The organism is Turicibacter faecis (genome assembly GCF_037076425.1).
Taxonomy (GTDB): domain Bacteria; phylum Bacillota_I; class Bacilli_A; order MOL361; family Turicibacteraceae; genus Turicibacter; species Turicibacter faecis.
In genome coordinates this window covers 746,288-761,297 of sequence record NZ_AP028127.1, presented here as the reverse complement: position 1 = coordinate 761,297, position 15,010 = coordinate 746,288, and the positions used below count along the sequence as shown (strand labels likewise).

The following is a 15,010-nucleotide window of genomic DNA, read 5'->3' as shown; positions in this document are numbered from 1 at the left end:
CCCTCCTTCGTTGATACCTCTATTATAACGATTCACTTCGTGAGAATCCTTCGCTTAAGGTGACATTTCATCCGTTAATGTGACACTTTTGTAAGATTCGCGTAATCGGATAACTGGTAAAACGAAATCGTCATATCCGTTGACTTTGACACTTCTGATTGAACAACGATTGGATGCCCTAAGCGATCTAATATTCGTTTTGAAAAGTATAGCCCCATTCCTGTCGATTTATACGTTTCCTTCCGTCCATTACTTCCCGTAAAACCTTTGTTAAAAATTCGTGGAATCTCCTCTTCCTTAATCCCACATCCATTATCGTGTACCGTTAAATGGACGACTCCCGGTTCAGTCACCACACTAAACGTTAACATCGGCGTCTTGGACCGATATTTAATCGCGTTTAAAAGGAGTTGATCAAGCACGTAGACTAACCATTTTCGATCCGTCCACACCGTGACTGACTCAAATTCTAACTGCACCTCAAATCGATACTTAATTAAAAACTATTAATGTGCAAAACTACTTCCAATTAATTTCCAGCTATAAAATACCAGTAAAAAAAGAAAAAACATTAACTTAAATCCCTGTATAATTAAGTCTCCTACAACCAATTAACGAGGGGGAATTAAGTTAATGTTCATGGATAGTATTATATCAGATTCAAATTCAATTTTCAAATTTTTAAAACAACTTGATTTAGATTTATTCTTATCTAAACCTCAGTTTAATCATGTTAACCAGTTTCTAAACTTGATGATTCAGGAAAATTATCAGGGGAAAATCTCTGCCGTTAAACACTGTCATCGGACAAGTTTTGGACGATTTTTAACGGATAGTCCTTGGGATGAGGAGGCGATCAGTCACCAGATTCAAACCTATGTTTTATCCTGTATCTATCAGCGTTCTTATCAAACTCAACAACCTATTTACGTGATGGTTGATGATACGACTTGTGTTAAAACTAAACCTTCGTCACGGGCAACACATCCTATTCAAGGATGTAGCTGGCACTTTTCTCATCTTCATCATCAACACGTTTATGGTCATCAATTTGTCGCCTTGATGCTTCAATGTGAGGATTTAATTCTTCCTTATCAAATCATTCCCTATGAAAAAGAGAAACAGAGTAAAATCGAACTCGTTCGAAGAGCTCTGATGGAATTACCCAAACCTCCCTATAAAGGCTATGTCTTAGCGGATAGTTGGTATACGTGTGAAGCTCTCCTTCAAACGGCTAAGCAAGTCGGGTTTCATTATTTAGGAGCGATTAAAACGAATCGAATCATTCTTCCTAAAGGTTACCGTCCCAACGGAATTCAACTGAAACAATTTGCGAAAACATTATCCCTTCATGATCTCGACTTAGTGACCGTCGGATCTGAGCGTTATTATACGTATCTATATAAGGGACGAATAAGAGGGGGACATGTCGTCCAAATCATTTTAAGTTGCCGCAAACGGCTCCTTTGGAAGAAAAAGCTTTACGTTGTTTTATGAGTCATGATTTGAAAATGTCTGCCAAACAACTACTTAAACACTATACTAAACGTTGGCCTATTGAAATTTTCTTCCGAGAAGTGAAGCAAAATTTCGGAATGGGGAACTATCAAATTCGAACTTTACAAGGGATTAAACGATTGATGTTAATGATTCAATTCGTTTACCTTTATTTAAAACGAATAACGTTAAATAATCGTTGTTTGGGTGACAGTTTACGCCAGTGTCAACGAAAGCAAAAACAAGAATTAGTGAAATTAATTTATCATAAAGCTCAAAAAGGTGTGGAATTAAAAACCATTTTTGAAGAGTTGAAAATTGCATAGGGTAAGTGTATTTTCATTCCTTGGAAAATTTTTCTTAAAAATTGCACATTAATAGTTTAGAATAAGCCACCGCATTGCTATCTTCTCGACCATAATCATAGCTAGCTAACAGCTGATCAATCAGAAGGTACTGTTTTCCCGCACGGTATAACAAACCAATGATTTCTTGATGGCGTTGAAAAAAAGTAAAGAGTTGATACGCCATATTTTCCCCCTCTTGCCAATCTTCCTTCCATTGTTTAAACATTCTCGCTAAATAATAACTTAAAATCTCTTCCTTCGTATCAAAATGACGATAAATCGTAATATGAGAAAGACCAGCCCGATCGGTAATATTTTTATTCGTAATCTTCGCAAAGTCTTTCGTTTTCATTAATTGAATCAAAGCTTCGGATAAGTATAGCTTTGATAACTCGCTTGTTGTCTCCATGTTATAAATAAACTCCCTTTCTAACAGTCCATCGCCAACTGCTTGTTTTAAGCGATACCCTTCGTTATAATGGCGATGTTAGAAATATAACAAAACTCATGATCAACGTCAAGGGAGGGAGTCATTTGGTCTTAACGAAACAACGTCTCATTATTTTAGGAATTTTAATGATAGCAGGGATTATTCTCGGTCGACTAGCTGTTCGATTTGTTTTAAATCTCCTGCTCGGGGGAACGCTATTTGGAGGAAACTTATGAAAAAAAACGAACGAAAGAAGGGAAAAGTTATGTTTATCTTCCTCTGTTTTCTCATCTTTACCCTCTCATTTATCGGATCGGCCCTATTTAAAATAACCCATAAGCCGGCCTGGGCAAAGGAATTTTCCGTAGAATGGAATGACTCGATTGGGACTGTTTATCACGACTTATCTTATGGGGATCAGCCCGCCAACACATTCGATTTATATGTCCCAAGCGATAACACAAAGGAAAACTATGGACTCGTTGTCTATTTACATGCGGGAGGATTTACTTCGGGAGATAAAGCAGACGATGCAGAAATCTTACAATGGCTATGTTCTAAAGGCTATGTGGCAGCCGGTATCAATTACACCCTTCGGACAGAAGAAAACGAGGCGAGCGTTTATAGCCAATCACTTGAAATTAAACAAAGCATTCCTTTTATTGTTGAAGAGGCTCAAAAGCGTGGCTATCACTTAAATGAAATGGCTATTAGCGGGGGATCAGCTGGGGGAACGTTAGCCATGTTATACGCATATCGAGACGCAGATCAATCACCGTTACCCGTCAAATTGATGTTTGAGATGGTCGGTCCGGCGAGTTTCCACGTTGAAGATTGGGGAATTTATGGACTCGATCAACAAACAGAGGAGGCCTACACAGCGGCAGCTGGTTTATTTGGTGTCATGTCTGGAGTTAAATTAACCTCAGACATGGTAAAATCACAGGAATATCTCACGCACATGAAACCCATTTCTGCTTACCAATGGGTCAATGAACACTCAGTTCCAAGTGTTTTATTATATGGAACCCATGATAAAGTACAACCGTATCAAGGCGTTCGACACCTCGTCGACGCTCTAGAAAAGCATCAGGTAGACTACGCCTATTTTGAAGCTCCTCATTCGGGACATGGGGTTCAAAATGATGATAAGGTCTTTCAACAATTCATGGAAACAGTCGTTGAGTATCTCAAGACGTATATGCCCGTACAATCTTAATCCTCTTCAAAAAGGTGGGAATCATGTTCCCACCTTTTTATCTTGTTTCTCGCCTCCCCTTACTCCTTTAACGCAACCTATTCATCCTTAGAATTTTTAGATGTCTTGCAATACCCATCCAGTACAATGAACGCAAACCCTAAAACAATCCAAACTGTTTCGCCAGTAAAAATATAACCAAGAAAACAACAAAACGCCGCAAGAAGGGCTAAAAACTGTTTAATAAATGATATCATCCTCGGCTCCCCCTTTTTGTGACACCGATATTTGGTATCACATCCGCATTCTCCAACTATTGGACTATCCCCCTGAGTTCTATGAAATAAACCGTCCTAAAATGCTTTAGTCTCTTCCTCATTCAATGATCATCCCTTATTTTTACATTTAACGGAGTTAATTCTAACATACCATCTCCCCTATTGTCTGTAAAGCTTTACAAACACGATAAGTTTTGGGTTGTTTAAAAGGCGGGCTCTCTTAAACGAAAACCCGCCTTTTCATTGATTTAATTTTATTGATACATCGCCTGATAGCGAGGTAACTTTTTCACCTGCACTAACTCATCGTCTGATTTCATATAATCCAGTAAACTTGGACTAATCTGCGTCGCAATCTGGATGTCATCTAATGACTTTTCAAATTCATTGAGTAACGCATAGCAACACGCTCGATTATAATAAAGCACCGACATTTGCGGATTATATTTAATCCCCTCCGTATACAACTTGATACTTTCTTCATAGTCCTCAAATACTTCTTTATAAATCAGCGCAAGATTCAAATAAGTAAACGCATATTGAGGATTCGCACCCAGTGACTTTCTATAATAACGGATAGCTTCTTTTACTTGTCCAAGTTTACGGCATGCCACACCTAAGTTGAATAATGCCGTATAGTCTGCTGGATTAACTTGATGCGCACGGTAAAAATAATGATACGCCTTCAAGTTTTTATCTTCCGCCTCATAAATGCATCCTAAATTGATATACGCGTAGTAATATGAGGGATCGATTTCAATGGTTTTTTCATAGTGAGCAATCGCCTTTTGATTGTCGCCCAATTCATCATAAATATTAGCTAAGAAAAAGTGGGCTGTTTCGTATTCCGGATCAAGTTCAATGGTTTTTTGATAATAATAAATCGCTCGTTCATAATCTTCATGATCATCATAAATAGTCGCTAGTCCATAATATGACGTTGGAAACGTAGGATCCACCTCAATCATTTGTGAAAAGATGGCGATTGCTTGTTCCGGATTTTCAACCTCATCATACAAAAAGGCTAATTCTAACATGAGATCTAAATCTTCACACCCATAGGTGGTTTGATACGCATTAATAAAATGTTCTAATGCTTTCATCGGATTACCAATTTCTAAATAATGGGCTCCGACTGCTTTTTGATTTAAATAATACTGGTAAGTTTGTTCTGTCACGAGTCCCCCCTACCTTTCTCATTTAACGTTTAAATGTTTGACGAATTAAGGTCTCGCCAGTGCCCCCTTCTAGATAAGCCACTTCAAACGCTCGATCGGACACCGTAATGATAGCATACGTTTTTTCTCGTGTATTCCGGGGAAAAGAAAGACTTCCAGGATTCATAAATAAAATCCCCTCTATCATTTCAGCTCCGACATAGTGCGAATGTCCATAACAAACCAAGTTGGCTCCTACCTCTAAGGCTTGATAGTATAATTTTTGTAAGGAGTATTTCACTCCATACGTATGGCCATGTGTCATAAATAAGGTGACGTCATGCGCCAAAGACTCCACTCGCTTTAACGGGGCCTGTGACCGATAGTCACAGTTTCCACAAACACTCAAATAGCCTTGCATCGCAGCATCGTCATCAAGGAGTTCGCTATCCCCACAGTGAATGAATAAATCGGCCTCCTGTAAATGACGTTCGCGAATCGCTAAAAGGTCCCAATCATTTCCATGACTATCACTCACAACAACAATTTTCATCTGTGCGCCCTCCTTACAATAGTTTCTCTAAGTAAGGTTGAAGCTTCACAAAAGCATCTGCACGATGACTTAACACATTCTTTTCACTTTTTGGAAGTTGTGCCATTGTTTTTGATAAATGAGGGAGATAAAAAATGGGATCATAACCGAATCCCTCGGTTCCTAGACATTCCGTTAAAATGCGACCTTCGCATGTTCCACGAACAACCACTTCATCACCTTGAGGAGTCACAATAGCTAACGCACAAACAAAACGCGCCCCGCGCTCATCTGTTGGAACACCTTCTAATTCATGAAGGACTTTTAAAATATTATCCTCATCATTTCGCCCCTCACCTGCATAACGTGCGCTATACACGCCAGGACGTCCATCAAGAGCATCGACCTCAAGCCCCGAGTCATCGGCAAGCACCATCTGATTAAATTGACTGGCAATCGCTCGCGCTTTAATTAAAGCATTTTCTTCAAATGTTTTACCATCTTCAACGATGTCATCCATTTCTTCAAAATCAAGAAGAGATTTCACACGGACGTTATACGGTTTAAATATATGTTCAAATTCTTTGGCTTTACCTGCATTTTTCGTTGCAATAATTATTTCTTTCATCTTAACGACTCCTTAATTCACCTGTTTTTGTAAATCAATCAATTCTCGGATTCCTTGACTAGCAACGTCAAGCATCTTAAGTAACTCGGCATGCGAGTATGTCGCTTCCTCTCCCGTTCCTTGAATCTCTACAAATTGTCCGCCCTCAGTCATAATGACATTCATATCAACTTCGGCGACAGAATCCTCATCGTAATCAAGATCAAGAATAACTTCACCATTTAAAATTCCAACTGAAATAGCAGCCACGTATTCTTTTAACGGCGACTTTTCTAACACTTGATCAGCAACTAAGCGGTCAAATGCTAATTTTAAGGCGACCATTGCCCCCGTAATAGAAGCTGTTCGTGTTCCTCCATCTGCTTGGATAACATCGCAGTCAATCCAAATGGTGCGTTCACCTAATGCCTCAAGATCAACAGCTGCGCGAAGTGAACGACCAATTAGACGTTGTATTTCCATCGTTCTCCCACTTTGTTTTCCACGAGCAGACTCGCGAATATTTCGGGTATTCGTCGCTCGCGGTAACATCGAATATTCAGCTGTAATCCAGCCTTTTCCTTGACCACGCATAAATGGTGGTAACTTATTTTCAATCGTCGCCGTACAAATCACCTTGGTGTTTCCAAAAGAAACAAGGACAGCTCCTTCTGGATGTGTTATATAGTGAGGAATGAATTCGACAGTTCTACGTTCATTATTTTTACGTTCGTTTGTTCTCATATTATCACCTTACTTGCCAAATTAAAACGTTCATCCTCTATTATAACATAATCCTTTTTAGTGAGCCTCAATAAATGATTCCACGTTTGTTCGTGCCGTTGGAACCGCAATCGAACGAGACGTATCATCCATGACTTTAATATTACCATCAATCGAAACAGAAACCATCTCAACTTCATCCACTTCCGTTAACGTCATAACTAATTGCTTTAACATCGTCGACGAAACCTCCGTTTGATCATTATTATAATATAAATCCGAGCTAAAGTTTAAAGAAAGCAGCCCATCTGTTAACACCGGATCCTCTAATAACGTTGTATTTTGATCAAAAACACTCACATAATTTTCACCAGCTGGCCCTTGAATTAAAGCTGAAACAGCATAAGTGATTGGATCGATGGTATCAGAGATTAAACGCGTCACTGGAACAAGTAACCCTTCTTTACTATCATCCGTCATAAAATATAGCGTCACTAATTGCGTATGATCTAAACTCATCGTATCGATCTCTAAGTTAATTCCCATTGAACGATCAAGACCACGCTCAACTGACATTGCCCCATTTAAATTAGACATTGCCTTTCCATCAATTTCAAATTTTACCTTATCAACATCCGGTAATTCCGTATAAGTCCAAACAATTGATGATAATAAATCGGCTTCGTCATCAGAGGTATAATCTAAAAATTCTGATGATAAATCTAACGTTAATGTTCCATTTTTCAATTTATAATCATTTAATTTTGCATCAGGCGAAACAAGGGATGTCGTATTCGTTGGTAACTGATTGGCATTCGTTGTTAAAAGACTAAAAATCTCCTCAATGCGGTCTGTCTGCTCCCCTTTTTTCACATAAGTTTTCACTAAATTATTTGAATCATGGAGCGCATAAACCGCGTAATAGTCTTCTGATGAATACATCGTTTGTTCTTGCTTTTGTTCACTCATCGTATTCACTAAGTTACTCGTTGCAGGATCTGAAGAATGACTCGCATAATAAATAAATAACATGGCAAGGACAGGTAACGTTAATCGTTTGATCCATTTTGTTTGCATTTTTTTCACCTCTTTTTCAATATATACCTACTATATGAGGGAATAAAAAAAAGATAACCTTTTGAACAGGTTATCTCATAAGTCGACAAAACCACACAGGATGAACAAGCAACGTCCTTGCTAGCGGAGTGCCCGATTGGTCATCATCATTAAGTAATTCTCCTTAAATGGATAGTTTTCTTTCGTTAATAAAATAGACTTAAATTTATAAAAAATATTTCGTAAGACAAGAGCGTCCACTAATGCATCATGAATCTGCGCCCCGTTAAACATTTCATAACTTCGCATCGCATTGTAAAGTCCAATATCCTGCCCGATTTGATAATATTGACGATGAATTCGTTGTAAATCAATCAAGCGTTCAGGTTCAAACAAAGGACTCACATGATTAATTTGGTAAGAATTTTCTAAAATAAATCCATCGGAAACGCCCCAGACCAAGAACACAGGATTATATTTTAAAATCACTTCCTTAATGCAGTCATAAAAATTGCGATAGCTCATTCCGTACGCAACGGCTGATGGCGTAATCTTCAAAAATTCTTGTGCTTTCATCGTTAAATGAGGAAATAATGTTGGTCTCACATAGGCTGAAAATTTTTCAACTAAATTTCCATCCGAATCTGCCACAATCAATCCAAACTGGATAATTTCCGGTTGAAATTTCATTCCCCGATATTCTGGACCACTCATTGAAAATTCTAAATCTAAAAAAGCATAATATGGGGATTCGACTAACGTCTTTAACGTCCGTTGCAATTCCCGCTTCACTCCTTGTGTATTTTCACCCTTTTTCTTAGGATCCGTTATAATAGAAGTTAAGGCATAGTAAGAAGCGTTCTTTAACTTAAATTCCATGGGATTATACGTAAAGTGTAAAAAGTCCCCTGGTTTGTATTGATATTTAATTGTATTAAAATGTTTATAAGGAATATAAAAGTGTAAAAGTTTGCCATTGATATGTAAAGAGATTCGCGGAATAGCTAAATTTAGCGACTGTATCTTACCCTTTAATTCCTTCATCGGTTGTACCATTAATTCTAAATGATTCACCCGATTCTTTGCCCCTAAACTATATTGCACGGACTGCCCTATTAAAGAAGGCGATACCGTTAGTTTCGGATCAAACGAAAACCACGTTTCATTTATAAATATTTTATGTTCTTCACCATTTATTTTCAAAACAACACCGGTATGTCCGAGCATTCTTATCACTTCCATCTAGTCGTCCCCTCTCATGCGTGGAGTGGGACCCTCATTTTCTAAAGTTTGAACCTTTCGGCTCCTCGTTTACTACTATTATAGTACATTTTTTGCCTTTAATCTACTAAGAGCCTACTTTTTTCTTATAACTAACCCATTTTTTTCCTATCTATCTTCTGAAAAAATAACACGTCCAAAAAATAAGAAACAGGTGATAGCGCTCATTGGTCTTGATTGTCTCTCGTTCATGCGGCAAAAAAATGCCCACCGATCCTGGGGCCCGTCTGAAGGAAGTCGAACAAAAGAATGACCTCACGTCCACTGTTTACCGCTTCTTTTAGCGCACATAAAAAAATACTTTCATGAGCATCTATCCGCATTCCCTCTTCCTAATAAGACGAAGGACGGTTTTTTTATGACTGATGAAAGTATTTATCTTATTTATGGGACTTATCCTGCTCTTTTTCCCTATTCGCTCGACCTTGGAAAAAGACAGGGTTTAATTCTTTAGGATAAACTAACATTAAGGGATCGCCTTATAGTGTAATAACACCAAGTCTTAAAAGCTCAACAATAGCTTGAGAGCGTCCCTTAACATTTAATTTTAAAATCACATTCGAAATATGATTTCGAACGGTTTTTTCACTGATTGATAGTTGATCGGCAATCTCGCGAGTGGTCAAGTTATGAACCAGTAAATCAAATATTTCTTTTTCACGTTTCGTTAAAATTGACTGACCTTTATTCAAGCTTTCTACCCCCTTATTCTGTTGAGGTAGTCATTTTCCTCATTGACATGGTGACCTGTTCACCACATCTAATATATCCTATGAGAAAAACTTAAATAAGTGCCTATAATTAGCGAGAGATCTCATCCTTTTTTTGTAACTCCTCGCTGATAAATAATTTAATTCGGCTAATTAACTCGTTAGAAAATCCCAGTTGCTGATATTGTTGATCATCCGCCTCTAACATCTTTTCAAGTGAGCCGAAATTTTGAATCAGAACCCGTTTTCTCTTCGGTCCAATCCCCGGAATTTCATCCAAAATAGACGTTAGCTGACGGTTCTTTGAACTTTGATGGTGGAAACTTAATACAAATCGGTGAACTTCATCCTGAATTCGCGTCAATAGGTTAAACACATTGGCTCGCCCTTTTTTCTTTAAATCAATTTCCTCCATATCACGTCCATCAAGTAAAATAGACGTTCGATGCCTCTCATCCTTCACCAAGCCAACAACAGGAATAGCTAAGTTTAACGACGCTAAAACCTCCATAGCCACTCTTACCTGACCTTTTCCCCCATCCATCACAATTAAATCCGGTGCCGGTAGTCCCTCATTTAACACCTTAAAATATCGGCGATAAACAACCTCTTTCATTGCTTGGTAATCATCGCCATCTGATGTAGTTGTAATTTTATATTTACGATATTCCTTTTTATCTGGACGACCATCTGTAAACACTACCATTGCAGAAACTGTGTCCATTCCTTGGTGATGAGAATTATCAAACGCTTCAATGCGATGTGGCGTCGGTAAATTTAATAACTCCCCTAACTTTTCAACCGCTTTTAAGGTCCGCTCCTCCTGCTTTTCAATTAACTGCATTTTTTCACTCAAAGCCATTTGAGCATTTTTCATCGCTAACTCAACAAGTTCTTTTTTTTCACCCTGTTTTGGAACAACCACTTTGACATCCAATAACGCGCTTAAAAGCTCCTGATCAAGCGTTGCCGGAATAAATATCTCCTTTGGCTTTAACGTATTACTTCCTTGATAAAAACGTCCGATAAACGTCATAACCGCCTCATGAACATCAGAAATTCCGTCAAAGATAGAAACCTCTCGTTCAATGACTTTTCCTTGGCGAATAAAAAAGACCTGCACACACACCCGTCCGTCCTCTTCGGCATAGCCGAAAACATCACGATCAATAAAGTCATTGAGTGTCATTTTCTGCTTTTCAATCGTTGCCTCAATATGATACATTAAGTCCCGATACTCTTTAGCACGTTCAAACTCTAAATTTTCAGCTGCCGCTTCCATTCGCTTCACTAAATCCGCTTTTATCTTTGAATAATCCCCCTTTAAAACACGTGATATTTCATCGAGATACGGCTTATAGACAGCGGATGACACCTCATACTCGCAAGGTCCTAAACATTGATGAATATGATAGTACAAACAAACCTTCTTCGGAATCGTATGACATTTTCTCAAAGGGTAAAGTTTATTTAATAAACGTAAGGTTTCATTGGCTGCCGTTGCATTAGGGTATGGCCCAAAATATTTACCACCGTCTTTTTTTATTTTACGCGTAATCACCAGGCGTGGATGCTGCTCATTTGTAATTTTAATATAAGGATAATGTTTATCATCCGTTAACATAATGTTATACTTCGGGTCATATTTCTTGATGAGATTAATTTCTAAGACGAGTGCCTCAAGTTCACTCGTCGTAATAATATATTCAAAATCAACAATTTCACGAACTAAACGCGCCGTCTTTCCATTATGAGAACCCGTAAAATAGGATTTCACTCGGTTTTTTAATCGTTTTGCTTTTCCAACATAGATGACTTGTCCCTTTGCATCCTTCATCAAATAGCATCCTGGATTCATCGGAAGTAAAGATAACTTATCCTTTAATAGTTGATTCATAATCTAATCACCTCTTTACTTATTCAATTGCCTTTAACTTCACACTAAAAAATCCTAGCTTTCTTTCACCATTCATGAAAGGTTCCTAGGATTAGTGTGGATTATTCATTTAAATTATATGATAAAATTGCTCGTTCTTCTTCACCATTTACTAAGAGATACGTAATTTTATCTTTCTTATAAATTTTTTTCATCGATTCGTAAACTTTAACTTTATACTCTTTTCGTCCCTGACCATCATCATTCATATCATAAAAGAGTTTTAACTTCCCATTTGAAAAATGTAATTCATAAATTTCATACTTTCCTGCCTGGGATAAAGCCATGATGATATGATCATCATTTCCACGACGCATCTGTTTATAGAATCGCTCTAGACGAGCTAAATTCAACACTTTTCCGTCTTGTTGAATCACATGACCGTCTAACTCCCCTTGTACAATATCATATGTTTCATGGGCGCTAACAAGTAAATTAGTATTTCCTTTAAAAAAGAAACTCCCTACTAACATTAAAATCATGACAACGCCAACACTGACTCCTGCTTTTTTCACAAATTCCCACCGCCTATTGTGTCACTTATACTATTATTTTATCATTCACTAACTGTCGAAAACAAGAGATTCCTGAGCGTAATTCCCTAATTGTTGATATAATTCCATTATTTTATTCGTTTACGTTAGATTTAAACGATAATTGAAGTTATTTATGGACTCTTTTCTTTTTTTAGAAAAACAATAGAACTTTTTTATTTTCATGAGACATTTTGTAAAAATGCCACCGTGTCTCTACCTTTTTCACCACCTCGGTGAGAAAAGTGGCATGCGTCAGTTCCTACTATAAAAAAGAGGACATCTACCATCTAGATGTCCTCGCACTTTTTACATTTTTCCTTGTCGACGTAAATCTGCCAACATAGTATCAATTTTATTTCCGTACGCAATTGATTCATCAATTTCAAAAATTAAATCAGGAACCTTACGTGTAGACATACGTTTTCCTAATTCGCTACGAATAAATCCTTTCGCACGAGTTAGGGCCTTCGTTGCTGCTTCACGACGGTTTTCTCCACCTAACACAGAATAATAGATTTTACAAAATGATAAATCACTTGTTACCTCTGCCCCTGTGACCGTTACAAATCCTACTTTAGTATCCTTAATTTCATTCATGATGATATCTGTTACATCACGTTCAATTTGTTTTGAAAGTTTTTGTACTCGAATCTGTGACATCTTCAATCACCCTTTTTCATCTAATTCTATCTTAACTATGCGCGCTTAACTTCTTCCATCACGTAAGCTTCAATAATGTCGCCTTCTTTAATATCATTATAACGTTCGATTGTGATTCCACACTCATAACCGTAATTTACTTCTTTAACTTCGTCTTTAAAACGTTTTAATGAACCTAATTGTCCTTCGAAGACAACAATTCCATCTCGAATAACACGAACACTTGCATTACGAGACACAGATCCATCTGTTACATAACATCCGGCGATTGTTCCCACTTTAGACACTTTAAATGTCTGACGAACTTCTAATTGTCCAGTTACTTTTTCTTCGAAGATTGGGTCTAACATCCCTTTCATCGCTGCTTCGATTTCTTCAATTACTTTGTAAATAATTGAGTGTAAACGGATATCTACGCCTTCTGCATCTGCTTGATTACGAGTTGTTGCCGATGGACGAACGTTAAATCCAATAATAATCGCATTTGAAGCCGCTGCTAACGTCACGTCTGTTTCTGTAATCGTTCCGACTGATCCGCGAATAATATTAATTTTAACCCCTTCAACATCAATTTTTTGAAGTGATCCACTTAAAGCTTCGACTGAACCTTGCACGTCCCCTTTGATGATCACATTTAATTCTTTCATTTCTCCCTCTTGAATTTGTGAGAAAAGTTCATCTAATGAAACGGCCTTACCAGGTTTATTTCCTAACTCACGAGCGTTTGCCGCACGTTGGTCTGCAATTTGGCGAGCCTCTTTTTCACTTGGGAAGACCATGAAACGATCTCCAGCTTGAGGCACATCATTTAATCCCGTAATTTCAATTGGTGTTGATGGTCCCGCTGTGTCAATACGTTGATTTAAATCATTAACCATGGCACGCACACGTCCGTGTGTATTCCCAACAACAATTGCATCTCCAATACGTAATGTTCCGTTTTCTACTAATAAAGTGGCAACTGGCCCACGACCTTTATCTAATTTCGCTTCGATAACTGTTCCCGTTGCTAAACGTTTTGGATTTGCTTTATATTCATTCATTTCAGACACAAGGTTAATCATTTCTAATAAATCATCAATTCCTTCTCCTTGTAAAGCAGATAACTTAACATAAATCGTATCTCCTCCCCAATCTTCAGGAACTAATGAGAATTCAAGTAATTCTTGCATAACACGTTCTGGGTTTGCCGTTGGCTTATCCATTTTATTAATGGCAACAATAATTGGAACTCCCGCTGCCTTAGCATGATCGATGGCTTCTTTTGTTTGTGGCATAACCCCATCATCAGATGCAACAACAAGAACACAGATATCTGTCACTTGAGCACCACGAGCACGCATCGATGTGAATGCAGCATGGCCTGGTGTATCTAAGAATGTAATAACATTTCCACCATGATTAACTTGGTACGCCCCGATATGCTGAGTAATTCCTCCTGCTTCACCTGTAACAACGCGTGAATTACGAATAGCATCTAATAATGTTGTTTTTCCATGGTCAACGTGTCCCATAATTGTAACAACCGGTGGACGTTTTTCTAAATCTTCTTCTGAATCTTCAATCACAATTTTCTCAAACTCTGTAACATCGGTAAAAATCTTATCTTTAACTTCAAACCCTGCTTCTTCTGCTAATAATTCTACTGTTTCACGATCTAATGTTTGATTAACTGTCGCCATCATTCCAAGCATTAATAATTGCTTAACAATTTCGCCTGTTGATTTTCCTAAACGTTCTGCTAAATCACCTACTGTTAACTCCTCACTGTAATAAACAATAGCCGCATCTTTATCTTCTTTAACAGGCACGTTTGCAATACGATCGCTTTTTTCATTTTTTGTTTTCTTTTGATTTGATTTTTTCTTTTTCGTAATTTTCGGACGTTTTACTTCTACATATTCATCGTATTTAAATAAATCATCATCATGAGATGAATCTTTTCCGCCCTTTGCTTGTACATGATCTTTATTCTTTAAATTTTTATCTAACATCAATATAACATCGTCTCCTAACATGACATGTTTGATTAAGAATTTAATCTTTAAAATTATCCGTTAAC

General features: G+C 37.6%; 18 protein-coding genes. 4 read left to right on the top strand and 14 right to left on the bottom strand.

The features are described 5' to 3' along the window. Window positions 1-74 precede the first annotated feature (74 nt). Window positions 75-452: an ATP-binding protein gene (locus AACH31_RS03640; RefSeq protein WP_338617921.1), complete on the bottom strand. Its 378-nt coding sequence runs from the start codon at window positions 450-452 to the stop codon at window positions 75-77. Window positions 453-633: 181 nt separating this feature from the next. Between AACH31_RS03640 and AACH31_RS03635 the strand changes: the two genes are divergently transcribed. Both AACH31_RS03635 and AACH31_RS03630 read left to right on the top strand, forming a co-directional pair. Further along, window positions 634-1,497 carry a transposase gene (locus AACH31_RS03635; RefSeq protein WP_338617920.1) on the top strand — a complete coding sequence of 288 codons (864 nt, stop codon included), beginning with the start codon at window positions 634-636 and terminating at the stop codon, window positions 1,495-1,497. Next, complete coding sequence (locus tag AACH31_RS03630) at window positions 1,494-1,823, top strand: transposase (RefSeq protein ID WP_338617288.1); 330 nt, start codon at window positions 1,494-1,496, stop codon at window positions 1,821-1,823. Before AACH31_RS03635 ends, AACH31_RS03630 begins: the two co-directional genes overlap by 4 nt. A gap of 34 nt (window positions 1,824-1,857) precedes the next feature. Here AACH31_RS03630 and AACH31_RS03625 read toward each other — a convergent pair whose 3' ends face one another. Continuing rightward, the gene (locus AACH31_RS03625) at window positions 1,858-2,253 is read right to left on the bottom strand and encodes a TetR/AcrR family transcriptional regulator (protein WP_338617919.1); all 396 of its coding nucleotides are present in this window, start codon (window positions 2,251-2,253) and stop codon (window positions 1,858-1,860) included. A gap of 125 nt (window positions 2,254-2,378) precedes the next feature. Here AACH31_RS03625 and AACH31_RS03620 point away from each other — a divergent pair, with 125 nt between their 5' ends. After that, a complete protein-coding gene (locus AACH31_RS03620) occupies window positions 2,379-2,510 on the top strand; it encodes a hypothetical protein (RefSeq protein ID WP_255421483.1) in 132 nt (43 codons plus the stop codon). After that, a complete protein-coding gene (locus AACH31_RS03615; protein WP_338617916.1) occupies window positions 2,507-3,493 on the top strand; it encodes an alpha/beta hydrolase in 987 nt (328 codons plus the stop codon). Before AACH31_RS03620 ends, AACH31_RS03615 begins: the two co-directional genes overlap by 4 nt. Before the next feature lie 77 nt (window positions 3,494-3,570). On the opposite strand, the gene AACH31_RS03610 is transcribed toward AACH31_RS03615, so the two are convergent. The 12 genes from AACH31_RS03610 to infB all read right to left on the bottom strand — a co-directional run bounded on the left by AACH31_RS03610 (window position 3,571) and on the right by infB (window position 14,942). Continuing rightward, window positions 3,571-3,729 (bottom strand): hypothetical protein, encoded by a 159-nt coding sequence (locus AACH31_RS03610; protein ID WP_161832348.1) that lies wholly within the window; start codon window positions 3,727-3,729, stop codon window positions 3,571-3,573. Window positions 3,730-4,004: 275 nt separating this feature from the next. Continuing rightward, a complete protein-coding gene (locus tag AACH31_RS03605; RefSeq protein WP_262950952.1) occupies window positions 4,005-4,928 on the bottom strand; it encodes a tetratricopeptide repeat protein in 924 nt (307 codons plus the stop codon). A 22-nt stretch (window positions 4,929-4,950) separates the two neighbouring features. Beyond that, window positions 4,951-5,460 carry a metallophosphoesterase family protein gene (locus AACH31_RS03600; protein ID WP_320100831.1) on the bottom strand — a complete coding sequence of 170 codons (510 nt, stop codon included), beginning with the start codon at window positions 5,458-5,460 and terminating at the stop codon, window positions 4,951-4,953. A 13-nt stretch (window positions 5,461-5,473) separates the two neighbouring features. Beyond that, window positions 5,474-6,067 carry an XTP/dITP diphosphatase gene (locus tag AACH31_RS03595; protein ID WP_338505985.1) on the bottom strand — a complete coding sequence of 198 codons (594 nt, stop codon included), beginning with the start codon at window positions 6,065-6,067 and terminating at the stop codon, window positions 5,474-5,476. Window positions 6,068-6,079: 12 nt separating this feature from the next. Next, window positions 6,080-6,790 carry a ribonuclease PH gene (gene rph, locus AACH31_RS03590; protein ID WP_161832351.1) on the bottom strand — a complete coding sequence of 237 codons (711 nt, stop codon included), beginning with the start codon at window positions 6,788-6,790 and terminating at the stop codon, window positions 6,080-6,082. 57 nt (window positions 6,791-6,847) lie between these two features. After that, the gene (locus AACH31_RS03585) at window positions 6,848-7,846 is read right to left on the bottom strand and encodes a GerMN domain-containing protein (protein WP_161832352.1); all 999 of its coding nucleotides are present in this window, start codon (window positions 7,844-7,846) and stop codon (window positions 6,848-6,850) included. A gap of 120 nt (window positions 7,847-7,966) precedes the next feature. Next, window positions 7,967-9,067 carry an exonuclease domain-containing protein gene (locus AACH31_RS03580; protein ID WP_161832353.1) on the bottom strand — a complete coding sequence of 367 codons (1,101 nt, stop codon included), beginning with the start codon at window positions 9,065-9,067 and terminating at the stop codon, window positions 7,967-7,969. Between the two features lie 518 nt (window positions 9,068-9,585). Further along, complete coding sequence (locus AACH31_RS03575) at window positions 9,586-9,798, bottom strand: helix-turn-helix domain-containing protein (RefSeq protein WP_161832354.1); 213 nt, start codon at window positions 9,796-9,798, stop codon at window positions 9,586-9,588. 109 nt (window positions 9,799-9,907) lie between these two features. Next, the gene (gene uvrC / locus AACH31_RS03570) at window positions 9,908-11,713 is read right to left on the bottom strand and encodes an excinuclease ABC subunit UvrC (protein ID WP_262950954.1); all 1,806 of its coding nucleotides are present in this window, start codon (window positions 11,711-11,713) and stop codon (window positions 9,908-9,910) included. Window positions 11,714-11,814: 101 nt separating this feature from the next. Continuing rightward, window positions 11,815-12,267, bottom strand: coding sequence for a DUF4362 domain-containing protein (locus AACH31_RS03565; protein WP_161832356.1), 453 nt, complete (start codon window positions 12,265-12,267; stop codon window positions 11,815-11,817). A gap of 327 nt (window positions 12,268-12,594) precedes the next feature. Then, window positions 12,595-12,948 (bottom strand): 30S ribosome-binding factor RbfA, encoded by a 354-nt coding sequence (rbfA, locus tag AACH31_RS03560; RefSeq protein ID WP_161832357.1) that lies wholly within the window; start codon window positions 12,946-12,948, stop codon window positions 12,595-12,597. A gap of 35 nt (window positions 12,949-12,983) precedes the next feature. Beyond that, window positions 12,984-14,942: a translation initiation factor IF-2 gene (infB, locus tag AACH31_RS03555; RefSeq protein ID WP_370512590.1), complete on the bottom strand. Its 1,959-nt coding sequence runs from the start codon at window positions 14,940-14,942 to the stop codon at window positions 12,984-12,986. Window positions 14,943-15,010: the final 68 nt, after the last annotated feature.

What these genes read in the sequence shown, in the direction of transcription:
- AACH31_RS03635 (WP_338617920.1), top strand. Translation starts at nt 634, where the DNA reads ATGTTCATGGATAGTATTATATCAGATTCAAATTCAATTTTCAAATTT.
- AACH31_RS03630 (WP_338617288.1), top strand. Translation starts at nt 1,494, where the DNA reads ATGAGTCATGATTTGAAAATGTCTGCCAAACAACTACTTAAACACTAT.
- AACH31_RS03625 (WP_338617919.1), bottom strand. Translation starts at nt 2,253, where the DNA reads ATGGAGACAACAAGCGAGTTATCAAAGCTATACTTATCCGAAGCTTTG.
- AACH31_RS03615 (WP_338617916.1), top strand. Translation starts at nt 2,507, where the DNA reads ATGAAAAAAAACGAACGAAAGAAGGGAAAAGTTATGTTTATCTTCCTC.
- AACH31_RS03610 (WP_161832348.1), bottom strand. Translation starts at nt 3,729, where the DNA reads ATGATATCATTTATTAAACAGTTTTTAGCCCTTCTTGCGGCGTTTTGT.
- AACH31_RS03600 (WP_320100831.1), bottom strand. Translation starts at nt 5,460, where the DNA reads ATGAAAATTGTTGTTGTGAGTGATAGTCATGGAAATGATTGGGACCTT.
- AACH31_RS03595 (WP_338505985.1), bottom strand. Translation starts at nt 6,067, where the DNA reads ATGAAAGAAATAATTATTGCAACGAAAAATGCAGGTAAAGCCAAAGAA.
- rph (WP_161832351.1), bottom strand. Translation starts at nt 6,790, where the DNA reads ATGAGAACAAACGAACGTAAAAATAATGAACGTAGAACTGTCGAATTC.
- AACH31_RS03585 (WP_161832352.1), bottom strand. Translation starts at nt 7,846, where the DNA reads ATGCAAACAAAATGGATCAAACGATTAACGTTACCTGTCCTTGCCATG.
- AACH31_RS03580 (WP_161832353.1), bottom strand. Translation starts at nt 9,067, where the DNA reads ATGGAAGTGATAAGAATGCTCGGACATACCGGTGTTGTTTTGAAAATA.
- uvrC (WP_262950954.1), bottom strand. Translation starts at nt 11,713, where the DNA reads ATGAATCAACTATTAAAGGATAAGTTATCTTTACTTCCGATGAATCCA.
- rbfA (WP_161832357.1), bottom strand. Translation starts at nt 12,948, where the DNA reads ATGTCACAGATTCGAGTACAAAAACTTTCAAAACAAATTGAACGTGAT.
- infB (WP_370512590.1), bottom strand. Translation starts at nt 14,942, where the DNA reads ATGTTAGATAAAAATTTAAAGAATAAAGATCATGTACAAGCAAAGGGC.